The organism is Bacillus sp. sid0103 (assembly GCF_019219025.1).
This window is the reverse complement of the sequence record NZ_JAHUWN010000001.1, coordinates 88,562-105,808: the sequence shown is the minus strand read 5'-3', so window position 1 is coordinate 105,808 and position 17,247 is coordinate 88,562. Positions and strand designations below refer to the sequence as shown.

The 17,247-nt window shown below is 38.9% G+C and carries 14 protein-coding genes; all 14 read left to right on the top strand.

Annotated elements, in window-relative coordinates:
* Positions 1 to 1,143, top strand: a complete 1,143-nt coding sequence (gene dxr, locus KW850_RS00465) for a 1-deoxy-D-xylulose-5-phosphate reductoisomerase (protein WP_218345627.1) — start codon at positions 1 to 3, stop codon at positions 1,141 to 1,143.
* A gap of 17 nt (positions 1,144 to 1,160) precedes the next feature.
* A complete protein-coding gene (gene rseP / locus KW850_RS00460; protein ID WP_218345626.1) occupies positions 1,161 to 2,420 on the top strand; it encodes an RIP metalloprotease RseP in 1,260 nt (419 codons plus the stop codon).
* Between the two features lie 76 nt (positions 2,421 to 2,496).
* A complete protein-coding gene (locus KW850_RS00455; protein WP_218345625.1) occupies positions 2,497 to 4,200 on the top strand; it encodes a proline--tRNA ligase in 1,704 nt (567 codons plus the stop codon).
* 174 nt (positions 4,201 to 4,374) lie between these two features.
* Positions 4,375 to 8,700 (top strand): PolC-type DNA polymerase III, encoded by a 4,326-nt coding sequence (locus tag KW850_RS00450; RefSeq protein WP_218345624.1) that lies wholly within the window; start codon positions 4,375 to 4,377, stop codon positions 8,698 to 8,700.
* A gap of 401 nt (positions 8,701 to 9,101) precedes the next feature.
* Positions 9,102 to 9,572, top strand: a complete 471-nt coding sequence (rimP, locus tag KW850_RS00445; protein ID WP_218345623.1) for a ribosome maturation factor RimP — start codon at positions 9,102 to 9,104, stop codon at positions 9,570 to 9,572.
* Positions 9,573 to 9,608: 36 nt separating this feature from the next.
* Positions 9,609 to 10,730, top strand: coding sequence for a transcription termination factor NusA (gene nusA / locus KW850_RS00440; protein WP_218345622.1), 1,122 nt, complete (start codon positions 9,609 to 9,611; stop codon positions 10,728 to 10,730).
* 19 nt (positions 10,731 to 10,749) lie between these two features.
* Positions 10,750 to 11,022 carry an RNase P modulator RnpM gene (gene rnpM / locus KW850_RS00435; protein ID WP_218345621.1) on the top strand — a complete coding sequence of 91 codons (273 nt, stop codon included), beginning with the start codon at positions 10,750 to 10,752 and terminating at the stop codon, positions 11,020 to 11,022.
* Positions 11,023 to 11,030: 8 nt separating this feature from the next.
* Positions 11,031 to 11,333 (top strand): YlxQ family RNA-binding protein, encoded by a 303-nt coding sequence (locus tag KW850_RS00430; RefSeq protein WP_218345620.1) that lies wholly within the window; start codon positions 11,031 to 11,033, stop codon positions 11,331 to 11,333.
* A 19-nt stretch (positions 11,334 to 11,352) separates the two neighbouring features.
* Positions 11,353 to 13,674, top strand: coding sequence for a translation initiation factor IF-2 (gene infB, locus KW850_RS00425; RefSeq protein ID WP_218345619.1), 2,322 nt, complete (start codon positions 11,353 to 11,355; stop codon positions 13,672 to 13,674).
* Complete coding sequence (locus KW850_RS00420) at positions 13,671 to 13,952, top strand: DUF503 domain-containing protein (protein WP_218345618.1); 282 nt, start codon at positions 13,671 to 13,673, stop codon at positions 13,950 to 13,952. Before infB ends, KW850_RS00420 begins: the two co-directional genes overlap by 4 nt.
* Before the next feature lie 17 nt (positions 13,953 to 13,969).
* On the top strand, positions 13,970 to 14,341 hold the full coding sequence (gene rbfA, locus KW850_RS00415; RefSeq protein ID WP_026566472.1) for a 30S ribosome-binding factor RbfA: 372 nt from the start codon (positions 13,970 to 13,972) through the stop codon (positions 14,339 to 14,341).
* Positions 14,342 to 14,513: 172 nt separating this feature from the next.
* Positions 14,514 to 15,434: a tRNA pseudouridine(55) synthase TruB gene (gene truB, locus KW850_RS00410; protein ID WP_218345617.1), complete on the top strand. Its 921-nt coding sequence runs from the start codon at positions 14,514 to 14,516 to the stop codon at positions 15,432 to 15,434.
* A 30-nt stretch (positions 15,435 to 15,464) separates the two neighbouring features.
* Positions 15,465 to 16,403 (top strand): bifunctional riboflavin kinase/FAD synthetase, encoded by a 939-nt coding sequence (ribF, locus tag KW850_RS00405; RefSeq protein WP_218345616.1) that lies wholly within the window; start codon positions 15,465 to 15,467, stop codon positions 16,401 to 16,403.
* A 351-nt stretch (positions 16,404 to 16,754) separates the two neighbouring features.
* Complete coding sequence (gene rpsO / locus KW850_RS00400) at positions 16,755 to 17,024, top strand: 30S ribosomal protein S15 (protein WP_026566475.1); 270 nt, start codon at positions 16,755 to 16,757, stop codon at positions 17,022 to 17,024.
* Positions 17,025 to 17,247: the final 223 nt, after the last annotated feature.

Here is a 17,247-nt window from a genome sequence, read left to right as displayed (position 1 = left end):
TTGAAAAAAATTAGTTTATTGGGTGCAACAGGATCAATTGGCACCCAAACGTTAGATATTGTTCGTGAACATCCCGCTGAATTTAGTGTGGCAGCCATTTCAGTTGGTAAAAACATCGATTTAGCTCGAAAGATGATAGTTGAGTTTCAACCGGAGCTTGTTTCTGTACAAGACTATCAAGACTGTAATACATTAAAAGCAGAATTTCCTACAATTAAGTTTACATTTGGTCAGGAAGGACTAATTGAGACTGCGGTTTATGAAAAAGCTGATATCCTTGTCAATGCCGTTCTCGGTAGTGTGGGTTTAAACCCGACGCTGCAAGCCATTGAATGTGGGAAAGTCATTGCAATTGCTAATAAGGAAACCCTTGTTACAGCAGGTCATTTAGTAATGGATGCTGCAAAAAGAAATAATGTTCCACTCCTTCCAGTCGATAGTGAGCATTCTGCCATTTTTCAAGCCTTGCAGGGGGAGAAAGAAAAAAATATTGAAAGATTAATCCTGACAGCTTCTGGCGGAAGTTTTCGGGATCTTACCAGGCAAGAATTGAAAAATGTGACTGTTGAACAAGCATTAAACCATCCGAATTGGTCGATGGGAGCCAAAATCACTATTGATTCCGCATCAATGATGAACAAGGGTTTGGAAGTGATTGAGGCACACTGGCTTTTTGATATGCCGTATGAAAAAATTGATGTATTGCTTCATAAAGAAAGCATCATCCATTCAATGGTTGAATTCCATGATAGCAGTATTATTGCTCAACTAGGTACACCAGATATGAGAGTGCCGATTCAATATGCACTAACCTATCCAGATCGCCTAGAATTGCCTACCTCAAAGCGTTTGAATTTAGCAAATATCGGAAGTTTGCATTTTCAGGAGATGGATGTTGCAAGATTCCGCTGTCTTGGTTTTGCTTATGAGGCAGGAAAAAAAGGGGGATCGATGCCTACAGTATTAAATGCTGCTAATGAAGTGGCTGTGGCAGCATTTCTAGACGGAAAAATTCATTTCTTACAAATTGAAGATTTGATTGAAATGGCATTAACCGCTCACCAAACCGTAGCTCACCCTAGTCTGGCAGCAATCCAAGAGATAGATAAAGAAACAAGAGAGTATGTACGTTCACTCCTATAAAAAAAGGTGGTTTTATTTTGACTACAGTTATTGCCTTTATTGTGATTTTTGGCGCACTTGTATTCTTCCATGAATTAGGTCATTTGATTTTCGCAAAAAGGGCAGGTATTTTATGCCGTGAGTTTGCAATAGGTTTTGGTCCAAAGGTATTTTCTCATAAAAAAGGGGAGACAACCTATACCATTCGCTTACTGCCAATTGGCGGATTTGTCCGTATGGCTGGTGAAGACCCAGAGATGATTGAAATCAAGCCTGGATATCGAGTTGGCTTGTTGTTTGATAAGGATGAAAAAGTTAATAAAATCATCTTAAATAATAAAGAAAAGTTTCCAAATTGTCGGATTGTTGAAGTGGAATATGCTGATATTGAAAAGGATTTAATCATTAAAGGATTCCCTGACGATGATGATGAAGAATTAAAAACCTTTATCATTGACCCAAAAGCAGTCATTGTTGAAAATGGGGTCGAATCACAGTTAGCTCCAATTGATCGTCAATTTGGTTCAAAAACCTTAGCCCAAAGGACCATGGCGATATTTGCTGGTCCGATGATGAATTTTGTGCTTGCATTCATTGTATTTATTATTATTGCTTTTATACAGGGTGTTCCTACGAATGAACCTAAACTAGGTGAAATAACTCCGGATGGGGCAGCAATGGCTGCAGGTCTAAAAAAAGGTGACTTAATTCAGACAATCAATGGTTCAGAAATATCAAGCTGGTCTGATGTTGTGGAGGTCATTCGCAAAAACCCAAATGAAAAACTTGATTTTTCTATTCGCCGTGACAATAAGGAGTTAGATATCACTGTAACCCCAATTGAAAAAACGGTAGAAGGTAAAAAAATCGGGCTTATCGGTGTCTATAGTCCTGTTGAGAAATCACCTATTCAAGCGATTAAAGCTGGATTCACAGAAACCTATTTCTGGACTAAACAAATTTTTGTGATGGTAGGTAAATTAGTAACAGGGCAATTTTCAATTGATGCTTTATCTGGTCCGGTTGGGATTTATCAAGCAACTGATTCTGTTGCTAAATCAGGTATTTTTTATTTAATGAAATGGGCCGGGATATTAAGCATTAACTTAGGAATTATGAACTTATTGCCAATTCCTGCTCTTGATGGCGGAAGATTGATGTTTTTTGCTGTTGAAGCTGTCAGAGGCAAGCCGATTGACCGTCAAAAGGAAGGGATGGTTCATTTTATTGGATTTGCCCTCCTAATGTTGCTCATGCTTGTTGTAACGTGGAATGATATTCAAAGATTTTTCTTGTAATAAGGATTATAAAAGCCCCTGTTAAAATTTAACGGGGGTCTCATTTTGGAGAAAATGAAGTAAAGAGGTGCCTTAAATGAAACAAAGTCAAACGTTAATTCCTACTTTAAGGGAAGTCCCTGCAGACGCAGACATAAAGAGCCATCAATTATTACTTAAAGCTGGGTATATCCGCCAAAATGCTAGTGGAATCTATAGCTTTTTGCCACTTGGCAAACGAGTTCTTCAAAAAGTTGAAACAATAGTTCGCGAAGAAATGGACAATGCTGGGGCAGTTGAATTACTGATGCCTGCCTTACAGCAAGCGGAACTATGGCAAGAATCAGGTCGTTGGTATACATATGGTCCTGAATTAATGAGATTAAACGATCGACATAATCGTGAATTTGCACTCGGTGCCACCCATGAGGAAGTTATCACCGGCTTGGTTCGTGATGAGGTGAAATCGTATAAACGACTGCCACTGACTTTATATCAAATTCAAACAAAATTTCGCGATGAAAAGCGGCCTCGTTTTGGGCTTCTACGCGGTCGGGAATTTGTAATGAAGGATGCATATTCCTTTCATTCCTCAAACGATAGCCTCGACGCTGTCTATCAAAAGCTTTTTCAAGCCTATTCCAATATATTTAGCCGCTGTGGTTTGAACTTCCGCGCAGTTATAGCTGATTCAGGTGCAATGGGTGGCAAAGATACACATGAATTTATGGTATTGTCTGATGTTGGTGAGGACACGATTGCGTATTCTGATACATCCACCTATGCAGCTAATATTGAAATGGCGCCAGTAAATATCAACTACAAGCGTAGTGAAGCGTCGCCTGAGCCATTAGAAAGAGTCGAAACAAATAACCAAAAATCGATTGCAGATGTTTCAAAATTCCTAAATGTATCGGCTGAAACATGTATTAAATCACTGCTGTTTAAGATTGATGACCAATTTGTGCTTGTTCTAGTTCGAGGTGATCATGAGGTGAACGATATAAAACTAAAAAACCTTTTTGAAGCTGGCACAGTCGAATTAGCCAGTCATGAAGAAACGAAAGAAATACTATCGTGCACGGTCGGTTCACTTGGTCCGATTGGGGTTAAGAATGTAGAAGTAGTTGCGGATCATGCTGTAGATTTCATTGTCAATGGAGTATGTGGGGCAAATGAAGAAGACTATCATTATATCAACGTAAATCCTAGCCGCGACTTTGAAGTGAGCAGGTTCGCGGATCTCCGCTTTATTCAAGAAGGGGATCCATCTCCAGACGGTGAAGGTACGATTGCGTTTGCAAAAGGAATTGAAGTGGGGCATGTATTTAAGCTTGGAACCCGCTATAGTGAGGCAATGGATGCAGTTTATCTTGACGAAAATGGAAGATCGCAGCACATGATTATGGGCTGCTATGGAATTGGTGTTTCGAGGACGGTAGCCGCTATTGCAGAACAGGGCAATGACGATAAAGGCATAGTTTGGCCGGCAAATATTGCTCCATATCAACTTCATTTAATCGCAGTCAATATCAAAGATTCAATTCAACGTGAACTTTCGGAAACACTATACCAGGAATTACAAAGTAATCGCTTTGAAGTATTGTATGATGATCGCCAAGAACGGCCAGGGGTAAAATTCGCCGATTCTGATCTAATAGGTTTGCCGATCCGTTTAACTGTCGGAAAAAAAGCAACAGAAGGCATTATTGAAGTAAAAGTTCGCAAAACAAGTGAAGTTTTCGAAGTGCATAAAGATGAACTTCTGGATAAAATTACATCATTGCTTCGCACCCTTTAATTTATGATAGGGGCCGTTACCACGGCCCTTATTCTTGTTAAGAAAGAAAATTATTTTACTAAACTGGAGAATTTTTTCTGTCGAATAAAGCCGAATCCATTCAACTCATATGATATAATTATTTTTTGACGAGAAATAAGAATAGTGATTTTTAAATAGATGGGAGAGAGAACGATGAGCGAACATGCCATAGGCAAAAAAGAGCGATTCCAACTCTTACTCCAGCAGCTGCAATTAATCGAGGATGCTGTTGTAGTGCATTTTAATAATGCGCAAATAGATAGATTATTAGTTGAAAAAAAGAATAGAAAGTGGCATTTTCAATTTTTATTTGAAAAGATCCTTCCTTACAATATCTATGTTCTTTTTACGACACAACTTGAACGAACATTTTCAAATATAGCCACCATTTCTTTCCATATTCAAGTAGAAAATCAAACCCTAACAACTGAATTAATACGTGAATATTGGAGTTATAGTATTCAGCAAATAGATGGGATTGCCCCTCCGCTTTTAAAACTGTTACATGAACAACTCCCTGAAGTGAATGGAAATAAACTAACGATTAACGTTCGGAACGAAACAGAGGGCCTTGCGTTAAAACGGAAATATGGGGAGATTATCTCAAAAATATATCAATCGTTCGGTTTTCCTAGTCTTTCAATTGAGACGGAACTGAAAAATGTAGAGAAAAGCGATGAATACCAACAATTTTTACTTGCCAAACAGAAAGAAGATCAAGAACGTGGACTTCAAGCAATGGTGGAATTGCAGAAGAAAGAAGCGGAAAAGGATCAAGCTTCAGGTGAAGTACCATCAGGACCGCTTACGATTGGTCTTACCATTAAAGATAATAACGACTTCCGCAGTTTGATTGATATTGTCGATGAAGAAAGAAGAATAGCGGTGGAAGGGTATATCTTTGATGCCGAGATTCGCGAACTCAGGAGCGGTCGTTCATTGCTAACCTTTAAAATAACAGATTATACTAGCTCCATCATGGTAAAAATGTTTTCACGAGATAAAGAGGATGCTGCTCTATTTCAACTTGTCAAGAAAGGTATGTGGGTAAAAGTCCGAGGAAGCATTCAAAATGATACATTTGTTCGTGACCTAGTTATGATCGGTAATGATATTAATGAAATTAAACCGGCAGGTCGAAAAGATACTGCACCAGAAGATGAAAAACGGGTTGAGCTGCATCTTCATACCCCAATGAGTCAAATGGATGCTGTAACGCCTGTTAGTGTGCTGATTGCCCAGGCTAAAAAATGGGGGCATAAAGCGATTGCCGTAACCGACCACGCCGTTGCCCAATCCTTTCCTGAGGCATTTGGTGCAGGGAAGAAGAATGATATTAAAATTCTTTATGGCGTTGAAGTGAATTTAGTAGATGATGGGGTGCCAATTGCTTATAATGACGCCCACCGATTGCTTACAGAGGATACTTTTGTTGTATTTGACGTTGAAACGACTGGACTCTCTGCCGTGTATAACACAATTATTGAGCTTGCAGCTGTGAAAATTCGTGATGGAGAAATCATTGACCGTTTTGAATCCTTTGCCAATCCGCATCATCGTTTATCGGCAACAACCATTAACCTTACTGGAATTACCGATGATATGGTTCAAACCGCTCCAGAAATAGCGGAAGTTCTACGGAACTTTAGTGAGTGGGTCGGAGACGCAGTGCTTGTTGCCCATAATGCCTCGTTTGATATGGGATTCCTAAATGTCGGCTATCAAAAAATAGGCTTTGACAAGGCAAACAATCCTGTTATCGATACACTTGAGCTTGGACGATTCCTGTATCCAGAGATGAAAAACCACCGGTTAAATACACTGGCAAAGAAGTTTGATATCGAATTAACCCAGCATCACCGTGCTATTTATGATGCAGAGGCCACTGGTTATTTACTTTTGAAAATGTTAAAAGATTCCCTTGAAAAAGGAATCGAATATCATGACCAATTTAATGATAACATGGGTAAAGGTAATGCCTACCAACGGGCGCGTCCGTATCACTGTACATTATTAGCGCAAACACAAGCCGGGTTAAAGAATCTGTTTAAACTGGTATCCATTTCACACATCAATTACTTCTATCGAGTTCCTAGATTGCCAAGATCTGTTCTGCAAAAATATAGGGAAGGGATTCTCGTTGGCTCTGGATGTAATAAAGGGGAAGTATTTGAAGGGATGATGCAAAAATCTCCTGAGGAAGTGGAAGGCGCTGCTCGCTTCTATGATTATATTGAAGTAATGCCGAAAGAAGTAAATGCCCCGTTGATTGAAATGGAATTGGTGAGCGATGAAAAAGCAATGGAAGACATTATTGCGAAGATTGTTAACCTGGGTGAAAAATTAGGCCTACCAGTCGTTGCTACGGGAAATGTTCATTACCTTAACGAAAATGATAAAATTTATCGAAAAATATTGATTAACTCTCAAGGCGGAGCAAACCCGCTTAACCGTCATGAACTTCCAGATGTTCACTTTAGAACAACGAATGAAATGCTGGATGCTTTTTCATTTTTAGGAAAAGAAAAGGCAAAAGAAATTGTTGTAACTAATACAAATAAAATTGCTGATATGATTGAAGTCATCAAACCAATTAAAGATGATTTGTATACACCAAAAATTGAAGGTGCCGATGAAGAAATGCGTGAAATGAGTTATGCAATGGCACATAGAATTTACGGTGACAATTTGCCAGAAATAGTAGAAGCTCGTTTAGAAAAAGAATTGAAAAGTATTATTGGGCATGGATTTGCCGTTATCTATTTGATTTCACATAAGTTAGTTAAAAAATCATTAGATGATGGCTATCTTGTGGGTTCAAGGGGTTCTGTCGGCTCATCACTTGTTGCTACCATGACAGAAATTACCGAAGTAAATCCATTGCCACCACATTATGTCTGTCCAACCTGTAAGCATTCTGAGTTCTTTAATGATGGATCGGTTGGATCTGGTTTTGATTTACCTGATAAAGATTGCCCGCAATGCGGCGGGAAATACCATAAAGACGGACACGATATTCCATTCGAAACGTTTCTTGGCTTTAAAGGGGACAAGGTTCCCGATATCGATTTAAACTTCTCGGGTGAATATCAGCCGCGCGCCCATAATTATACGAAAGTTCTTTTCGGAGAAGAATATGTTTATCGTGCAGGGACGATTGGTACAGTTGCTGATAAAACTGCTTTTGGATATGTTAAGGCATATCAGCAGGATAACAACCTTCAACTCCGTGGTGCCGAAGTGGAACGACTTGCTTCGGGCTGTACCGGTGTAAAAAGAACAACTGGTCAGCACCCTGGTGGTATTATCGTAATCCCTGATTACATGGATGTATATGACTTTTCACCTATTCAATTCCCAGCTGATGATAGAAATTCAGAATGGAAGACCACCCATTTCGACTTCCATTCCATCCATGACAATGTCTTAAAGCTCGATATTCTCGGACACGACGACCCGACTGTTATTAGGATGCTGCAGGACCTAAGCGGAATGGATCCAAAAACTATCCCGACAGATGATCCTGAAGTGATGAAAATCTTCAGTGGTACGGAGTCCTTAGGTGTTACAGAGCAACAGATTATGTGTAAAACTGGAACACTTGGTATTCCTGAGTTTGGAACTCGATTCGTTCGGCAAATGCTCGAGGATACAAAGCCAACAACCTTCTCAGAACTTGTCCAAATATCAGGGTTATCACATGGCACCGATGTATGGCTTGGAAATGCCCAGGAATTAATCCATAATCAAACATGTAATTTAAGTGAAGTAATTGGCTGCCGGGATGATATTATGGTTTACCTTATTTATCAAGGTCTTGATCCATCCTTTGCATTTAAAATAATGGAATCTGTACGTAAGGGTAAAGGCTTAAGCGAGGAAATGGAAGAAGAGATGAGGAAAAACGAGGTTCCAGAATGGTACATTGACTCCTGTAAAAAGATCAAGTACATGTTCCCTAAAGCCCATGCCGCTGCCTATGTACTTATGGCTGTTCGAATTGCTTACTTCAAGGTGCATCTGCCATTGCTTTATTATGCCGCTTATTTTACTGTCCGTGCGGAAGACTTTGACATCGAAGCCATGTCACGCGGACCAGAAGCCATTCGGGCAAAAATTGAGGAAATCAATGCTAAAGGCTTAGAAGCATCAAACAAAGAGAAAAACTTATTAACGGTTTTAGAATTAGCTTTAGAAATGACACAAAGAGGCTTTGTGTTCCAAAACTACGATCTCTATAAATCATCGGCATCAGAATTTACCATCGAAGGCAATACCCTAATACCGCCGTTTAATTCGATTCCGGGACTTGGAACAAACGCGGCCTATAATATTGTCAAAGCACGTGAATCAGGGGAATTTTTATCGAAAGAAGATTTGCAACAGCGAGGTAAAGTATCTAAAACCATTCTCGAATATTTAGATAAACAAGGATGTTTAACATCCCTGCCTGAACAAAACCAGCTTTCATTGTTCTAGATAGGAAAAACCTTGACAAACCGCGATGCTATTTGCATAAAATTGATGGTTATGGTATAGTTTTATTGGAAATACTAAGAAATACTCTCGTGATCAAGAGTGGGGAAACCCGCTCTTTCGTTTTTGTATACACCTTTTTTTCCTAGAGGAAAAGGGGCGGAGCGCCGTATTAATAAATCGGCTAATCATGTTGCAGTGATGTATTTTCATTTTTCACTTCGAAATTAGCGGTGCTTAACTCTGCTCACACGCCTTTATTATGTTGGTGGAGCGCTCATAATAATCCTTTTTACATGATTGGATTTGGAGTTGAAACTCATGAGAGTTTTTTTAGTAACTAGATAAAACTTTCCGTGAACTACATACAATATGGGTGAAAATATCGGAAAAGGAGGCAGTGCATGAGCAAGGTAACGGAAGTTGTAGAAGATTTGGCTACACCTATTTTTCAAGAACTTGGTTTAGAATTAGTGGAGATTGAGTATGTGAAGGAAGGGAAAAGCTGGTTTCTACGCGTATATATCGATAAAGACAATGGTGTTGATATTGAAGATTGCGGACTCGTTAGCGAAAAACTCAGCGAAAAACTCGATGAGCTTGACCCGATTCCCCATAACTATTTTCTTGAAGTTTCTTCACCAGGGGCAGAGCGTCCATTAAAAAAAGATAAAGACTTCCAAAAAGCAATCGGAAAAAACGTATTTATCAAAACGTATGAACCGATCGACGGGGAAAAAAGCTTCGAAGGGACCTTATTAGAATTTGATGGGCAGCAGATAAAAATCGAAATGAAGATAAAGACCCGTAAAAAAACGATTGAAATTCCCTATGAAAAGGTAGCAAATGCGCGGTTAGCTGTTACTTTTTCGTAATGATATTATAGGAAAAGGATAGGGGGATACACAAAGATGAGCAGCGAATTATTAGATGCTCTTACTATACTGGAAAGAGAAAAAGGTATTTCCAGAGATGTTATCATTGATGCAATTGAAGCAGCACTTGTTTCGGCGTATCGCCGTAATTTTAATCAAGCACAGAATGTTCGGATTGATTTAAATTTACAAACTGGGTCTATGCGTGTATTTGCTAGAAAAGAAGTAGTGGATCAAGTATTTGATCCTCGTCTTGAAATTTCTTTAGAGGATGCTAGGCAAATCTCACCAAATTATCAAGTTGAAGATGTTGTCGAAATGGAAGTTACGCCTAAAGATTTTGGTCGGATTGCGGCCCAAACAGCTAAGCAAGTGGTTACCCAGCGTGTCAGAGAAGCAGAACGAGGTATCATTTATTCAGAATTTATTGACCGTGAAGAAGATATTATGACGGGTATCGTTCAAAGACTGGATTCAAAATTCATTTATGTAAGTCTTGGTAAAATTGAGGCCTTACTTCCAGTGAATGAACAGATGCCTAATGAACGTTATAAACCTCATGATCGTATCAAAGTATTTATCACAAAAGTAGAAAAAACGACTAAGGGTCCTCAAATATTCGTGTCTCGGACACATCCTGGCCTTCTAAAGCGTCTGTTTGAGATTGAAGTGCCAGAAATTTATGATGGCACTGTTGAAATTAAGTCAGTTGCCCGTGAAGCAGGGGATCGCTCGAAAATCTCTGTTCATTCAGATAATCCTGAGGTAGACCCAGTAGGCTCTTGTGTTGGACCAAAAGGAGCAAGGGTTCAGGCTGTAGTCAATGAATTAAAAGGTGAGAAAATAGATATTGTTAAGTGGTCTGCTGATCCGGTTGTTTTTGTAGCCAATTCTCTTAGCCCTTCTAAAGTGTTAGATGTAATGGTTAATGAAAATGAAAAAGCTACAACTGTTGTTGTCCCTGATTATCAACTTTCGTTGGCAATCGGTAAACGTGGTCAAAATGCCCGCTTAGCAGCAAAATTGACAGGTTGGAAAATTGATATTAAATCAGAAGCGGAAGCACGTGAGATTGGAATCTATCCACGTGAAGAAACCATTAGACTTTTTGATGATCAAGTTGAAAATGATTTCGATTATGAAGAAGAGTTGGATTAAAAAGTGAGGTGAATGATGAGTGAACCCTAAGAAAAAAGTTCCTATGCGTAAGTGTGTAGTAACCGGCGAAATGAAGCCGAAAAAAGAACTAGTTCGCATCGTTCGCTCAAAAGAAGGGGAAGTATCCATTGACCTGACCGGTAAGAAATCCGGAAGGGGTGCCTACCTTTCTAAGGACAAGGAAGCAATATTACTTGCCAAGAAAAAAAATACCCTATCTAATCACTTACAGGTTTCTATAAATGATTCGTTATACGAAGAGCTACTTGAGCTTATAGAGAAGGAGAATTGACAATCCAAATGAAACATAATCAATGGATGTCATTGCTTGGCTTGGCCAATCGAGCACGCAAAATCATATCAGGTGAAGAGCTAACAGTGAAGCAGATTCAAGGCGGAAAAGCACGACTCATTTTATTATCCGCAGATGCTTCTGAAAATACGACAAAAAAAATTACTGATAAGTGTAATTCGTATCAGGTTCCATATAAAATTGTGGAAAATCGTCATCTTCTAGGCCAAGCGATTGGTAAGGAAGCCCGCGTTGTTGTAGCTATACTGGATGAAGGATTTGCAAAAAAAATGGTAACGTTGCTCGATTAAATCTAGCGGGGGTGAAAAGATGAGTAAAATACGTGTATATGAGTATGCAAAAAAACACAACATTTCAAGTAAGGAAATCATCACAAAACTAAAAGAAATGAATATAGAGGTCTCTAATCATATGGCAACAATAGAAGACGCAGATGTTAAAAAGCTTGATGCAACATTCAGCAAAAAAGAAAACAAGGCACCACAGCAAAAACAGGAAAATAGACAAAATGGACAGCAGTCACAACGAACTAACTCACGTCCAAATCAACAACAGCAACGACAAAATCAAAGACCTGCTCAGTCTGCACAAAGACCACAAGTGCAAACTAAAACGGCAAAGGCATTTGAGGAAGCAGCTGATAATAATGTTGCTCCAACGAAAGTTAAAGTGGTTTCTCCTCCAAGAGCAGGAGAAGGCAAAAAACAAAACCAAGAATTTCAATCCAAAGAAAATAAGGTTTTTAACAATGCTGATAAAGCAAAGGCAAAGCCTTATAACAATAATCAAAATCGTAATAATAATAACAATAATAAAAAGAAGAAAACTCATACTCCAGTTCAACAAGCACAACCACAAAAGAAAAAAGAGAAGGAACTTCCAGCTAAAATTACATTTAGTGAATCGCTTACTGTTGGTGAGTTAGCGAAAAAGATCTATCGCGAGCCTTCTGAAATTATTAAAAAGCTCTTCTTACTTGGAGTAATGGCAACAATTAACCAAGTTTTAGATAAAGATGCAATAGAATTAATTGCAAGTGAGTATGGGGTTGAGGTTGAAGAAGAAATTAAGATTGATACAACTGACCTTGAAGTATACTTTACTGAAGACTCAGAAGAATCAGTTGTAGAAAGGCCTTCTGTTGTAACCATTATGGGTCACGTTGACCACGGGAAAACAACCTTGCTTGACTCTATTCGTAACACTAAGGTAACAGAAGGAGAAGCAGGTGGGATTACTCAGCATATTGGTGCGTATCAAGTAGTCGAAAACGGCAAAAAAATAACCTTCCTTGATACTCCTGGACACGCTGCCTTTACAACCATGCGTGCACGTGGGGCTAAAATCACTGATATTACCATCCTTGTCGTAGCAGCTGATGACGGTGTAATGCCACAAACAGTTGAGGCAATTAACCATGCGAAAGCTGCCGAGGTTCCAATTATTGTGGCAGTGAATAAGATGGACAAAGAAGCTGCAAATGCCGACCGTGTTATGCAGGAATTGACAGAACATGGTTTAGTTTCAGAAGCTTGGGGCGGGGATACTATCTTTGTTCCACTATCAGCAAAAACAGGCGAAGGAATCGATAACTTATTAGAAATGATTCTTCTCGTTAGTGAAGTTGAAGAATATAAAGCAAATCCAAATAGAAAAGCTGTTGGAACAGTAATCGAGGCACAATTGGATAAAGGGCGTGGATCAGTAGCCACCTTATTAGTCCAGAACGGTACCTTAAAAATAGGTGATCCAATCGTTGTTGGTAACACTTTCGGTCGTGTTCGAGCGATGGTAAATGACAAAGGGCGCCGTGTGAAAGAGGCTGCTCCATCAACACCTGTTGAAATTACAGGACTAAATGACGTGCCACAAGCAGGAGACCGTTTCGTTGTATTTGAAGATGAAAAAACGGCACGACAAGTTGGGGAAGCACGTGCTCAATCGGCGCTGGCAGCCCAACGTGGTGAAAAATCGATTGTTAGCTTAGAAACCCTATTTGATCAATTGAAGCAAGGTGAAATGAAGGATTTAAACATCATCCTTAAAGCAGATGTTCAAGGTTCTGCTGAAGCAGTAGCCGCTTCATTGCAAAAAATAGATGTCGAAGGAGTAAACATCAAAATCATTCATAGTGGTGCTGGTGCCATTAATGAATCTGATATTACTCTCGCTGCTGCTTCAAATGCGATTGTTATTGGCTTCAACGTCCGCCCAGATGTAAATGCTAAACGTGCTGCAGAAGCGGAGAAAGTCGACGTTCGTCTTCACCGCATTATCTATAAAGTAATCGAAGAGATTGAAGCAGCCATGAAAGGTATGCTCGATCCAGAATTCCAAGAGAAGATTATTGGTCAGGCAGAAATTCGTCAAACTTTCAAGGTTTCAAAAGTTGGTACAATTGCCGGTTCATATGTAACGGATGGTAAGATTACCCGTGACAGTGGAATTCGCTTAATTCGTAATGGTGTGGTTACGTTTGAAGGGAACATCGATGCGCTAAAACGATTTAAAGATGACGTAAAAGAAGTATCTCAAGGGTACGAATGTGGGATTACCATTAAAAACTTTAATGATGTTAAAGAAGGAGACATTATTGAAGCATATGTAATGGAAGAAATTGAACGTAAATGATTATCGGTGTCGCAGAATGTGAATGTATGATCTATGATGCTCATTCTTTAAAAGAGAAACGAGCCGTTCTGCAACGAATCCTAACTCGATTAAAACAGAAATTTAATGTTTCTGTGGCTGAAGTTGGGTTTCAGGATGTTTGGCAACGAACGAAAATTGCCATCGTTGTCGTAACTTCCACGCGTGTTAATACCGAACATGAGTTGAATAATGCCTTAAAATTAATAGACTCATTTCCAGAAATAGAGAGAACGATCACCGAGATTGAATGGCTTTAAGTTAAGAGGTGAATGTGATGAGCCACAGAGCAAATCGTGTCGGAGAACAAATGAAGAAAGAACTTGGTGACATCATCGGTCGTAAAATCAAAGATCCTCGGATTGGTTTTGTAACGGTAACCGATGTTGAAGTAACAGGTGATTTACAACAAGCAAAAGTATATATTTCCGTATTAGGTGATGAAGAACAAAGGGAAAATACCTTAAAAGGTTTGGCCAAAGCAAAGGGCTTTATTCGGACTGAAATTGGCCACCGTATTCGCCTTCGAAAAACACCTGAAATCATCTTTGAATGGGATGAATCCATCGATTATGGGAATCGAATCGATACACTTCTTCATCAACTGCATAAAGATGAAAAGCCTTTAGAAAAAAGGGAAGAAGAATAACTGGATAGACAATAGGTCTATCCTTTTTTTTTGAGCTAATAATAAAGTATAATCTTTCGTGTGAAAGGTCATACTTTATTATTTCGCATAAGTGCAACGACGCCTCTGTCTTTGCCTAACGGCTCGCCAGTCGGCGAGTTTTCTTTATAATTTTTTAATTGGAGGTAATCGATTGGAAGGAATTCTACCTTTATTTAAACCTGCAGGATTAACATCCCATGATTGTGTCTTTAGGTTAAGAAAAATCTTAAAAACAAAAAAAGTAGGACACACGGGTACACTTGATCCAGACGTCACTGGAGTTCTTCCTATATGTATTGGAAAAGCAACAAAAGTTGCTGAATACATTACGGATGCTGGTAAAGCATACGAAGGAGAAGTAACGATTGGTTATTCGACAACAACTGAAGATGCTTCAGGGGAAACAGTTGAACAAAAGCCAGTAACCAGGATGATTGATCGAGAAGAAATACTCCACGTATTTCAGTCATTAACTGGGGAAATTGAACAAACACCACCGATGTTTTCCGCAGTTAAAGTAGGGGGGGTCCGTCTCTATGAGTACGCACGGAAAGGGATTGAGGTCGAACGGCCTACCAGGAAGGTAACCATTTATACAATCGAGCTATTAGATGATCGATTTGAATTTATTGGTGAAACTATAAAATTTAAGTTTAGAGTTAGTTGTAGTAAAGGGACTTATATTCGGACTTTAGCGGTAATGATTGGTGAAATGCTTGGGTTCCCAGCACATATGTCATACCTGCAAAGAGTTCAATCAGCCACTTATACATTAGAGGATTGTTTGACGTTCGAGGAAGTTGAAAACCATATGCAAGCAGGTACGATTTCGAGGGTTCTAAGGCCACTGGAGACAGCACTTTCTCATTTGCCGAAACTGCTAATTAATGATAAAGTAGCAGAGAAAGTGAAAAATGGCGCTTTATTACAAATGCCTGATCATTTAAAAACTATTAACGGACCGATTATCGCTGAAACTGATGATGGACTGGCTCTTGCTATTTATTCAGAGCATCCAAACAAGCCTGGCCTCTTAAAACCAGTTAAAGTGTTACGTAATAATGTAGATTAAAAAGGTACGGTATAGAAAAGGTGAGTTTTTTTGGAAGTAATTAGGCTTAGATTCCCATTTAATATTGAGCATACTGAATATCCACCTCTGGCAATGGCGTTGGGTTATTTTGACGGTGTTCACCGCGGCCATCAACAGGTAATTCTTGAGGCAAAAAAACAAGCTGAAGAAAAAGGAATTTGCAGTGCGGTTATGACCTTTGACCCCCATCCTTCTGTTGTTTTAGGAAAAACCGATAAGCAGATTCAATATATTAGCCCATTAACTGATAAAATAAAAATTATTGAAGAATTAGGGATTAATTATTTATTTATCATTCATTTTAGCCTGGAATTTGCAAATTTGCTGCCGCAAGAATTTATTGACCAATATGTAATTGGACTGAACGTAAAACATGTGGTGGCAGGTTTTGATTTTACCTATGGAAGAATGGGAAAAGGAACAATGGAAACATTGCCTTTTCATTCTAGAGAAAAATTTTCTTATTCGGTTGTTCCAAAGTTTACAGAAGGCAATAAAAAGGTAAGTTCAACAAGAATCCGCTCTCTTCTTAAGGAAGGCAGAACAAATGAACTTTTTTCACTCTTAGGTCGATATTATACAACATCAGGCATCGTTATTCATGGTGATAAACGGGGGAGAACCATTGGTTTTCCTACTGCGAACGTAGATTTAAATGGCGAGTATATTATGCCGCCAGTTGGTGTTTATGCAGTTAGAATGAAAGTTCATTCAAAATGGTATAATGGTGTATGTAATGTTGGCTATAAACCTACATTTAATAAGGAAGCATTACTTCCTGCCGTGGAAGTTCACTTATTTGACTTTAATGATAATATCTACGGTGAAGAAGTAATGATAGAATGGCATATTCACCTACGTAATGAACAAAAATTTTCAGGGATAGAGGAGCTTGTTGCACAAATTGCACGCGATAAGCAAAACTCACTCAATTATTTTAACAAATAGCTCTCTGTTATACCTATCTGTTGATTTCCGCTCCAGGCGCGTGCGGTTCGCTGACGTTGCGAGGAGGCTCCCCAGCCCTGTATTCCCGCAGGGGTCTCTCGCCTTTCGCTCCAATCAACATGGTGCCAAAGCCAACAATGAGCTTTATCATAACCTGACAAATAAGACAAACTTCTTAATTCTATTCTTTAAAAGGTGTTTTTCCTACAATAAACTTCGATATATCCTTGCTTTTTGGTGTGAAAAGTTGTATTCTTATTAACGTATTAAAAATAACCTCTACTTGGCAAGACGAATCACCAACGTTTGCTCGGTATCAGGGGATTTGTAAATTTTAGGAGGTGAATTCGGATGGCAATCACTCAAGAACGTAAAAATGAACTTATCAATGAGTTTAAAACTCATGAAAGCGACACTGGATCTGCAGAAGTTCAAATCGCTGTCCTTACAGAATCAATCAACAATTTGAATGAGCACTTACGTACTCATAAGAAAGATCACCACTCACGTCGCGGTCTTTTGAAAATGGTTGGTAAGCGTCGTAATCTTTTAACATTCTTACGTAACAAAGATGTTCAACGTTACCGTGTGTTAATTAATAAGCTTGGTCTACGTCGTTAGTTTACAGAAGCGGGATTATTCCCGCTTTTTTATTAGGTTTTAAAAGCAAAACGCTTAATAAAGAATTTTTTATACATATTTTTAAGTCAGGACTTTTTTGTGCATACTATTAAGGTGCTTTGTATTGATAACATAAGCTTTTCTAGGCTTTTTAATATTAGTTTGATTTAGTATGATGAGTACTGCGAAAGTGAAAATTTCGCATCATCCTCCTAAGTGATTT

What these genes read in the sequence shown, in the direction of transcription:
- KW850_RS00455 (WP_218345625.1), top strand. Translation starts at nt 2,497, where the DNA reads ATGAAACAAAGTCAAACGTTAATTCCTACTTTAAGGGAAGTCCCTGCA.
- KW850_RS00450 (WP_218345624.1), top strand. Translation starts at nt 4,375, where the DNA reads ATGAGCGAACATGCCATAGGCAAAAAAGAGCGATTCCAACTCTTACTC.
- rimP (WP_218345623.1), top strand. Translation starts at nt 9,102, where the DNA reads ATGAGCAAGGTAACGGAAGTTGTAGAAGATTTGGCTACACCTATTTTT.
- nusA (WP_218345622.1), top strand. Translation starts at nt 9,609, where the DNA reads ATGAGCAGCGAATTATTAGATGCTCTTACTATACTGGAAAGAGAAAAA.
- KW850_RS00430 (WP_218345620.1), top strand. Translation starts at nt 11,031, where the DNA reads ATGAAACATAATCAATGGATGTCATTGCTTGGCTTGGCCAATCGAGCA.
- infB (WP_218345619.1), top strand. Translation starts at nt 11,353, where the DNA reads ATGAGTAAAATACGTGTATATGAGTATGCAAAAAAACACAACATTTCA.
- KW850_RS00420 (WP_218345618.1), top strand. Translation starts at nt 13,671, where the DNA reads ATGATTATCGGTGTCGCAGAATGTGAATGTATGATCTATGATGCTCAT.
- rbfA (WP_026566472.1), top strand. Translation starts at nt 13,970, where the DNA reads ATGAGCCACAGAGCAAATCGTGTCGGAGAACAAATGAAGAAAGAACTT.
- rpsO (WP_026566475.1), top strand. Translation starts at nt 16,755, where the DNA reads ATGGCAATCACTCAAGAACGTAAAAATGAACTTATCAATGAGTTTAAA.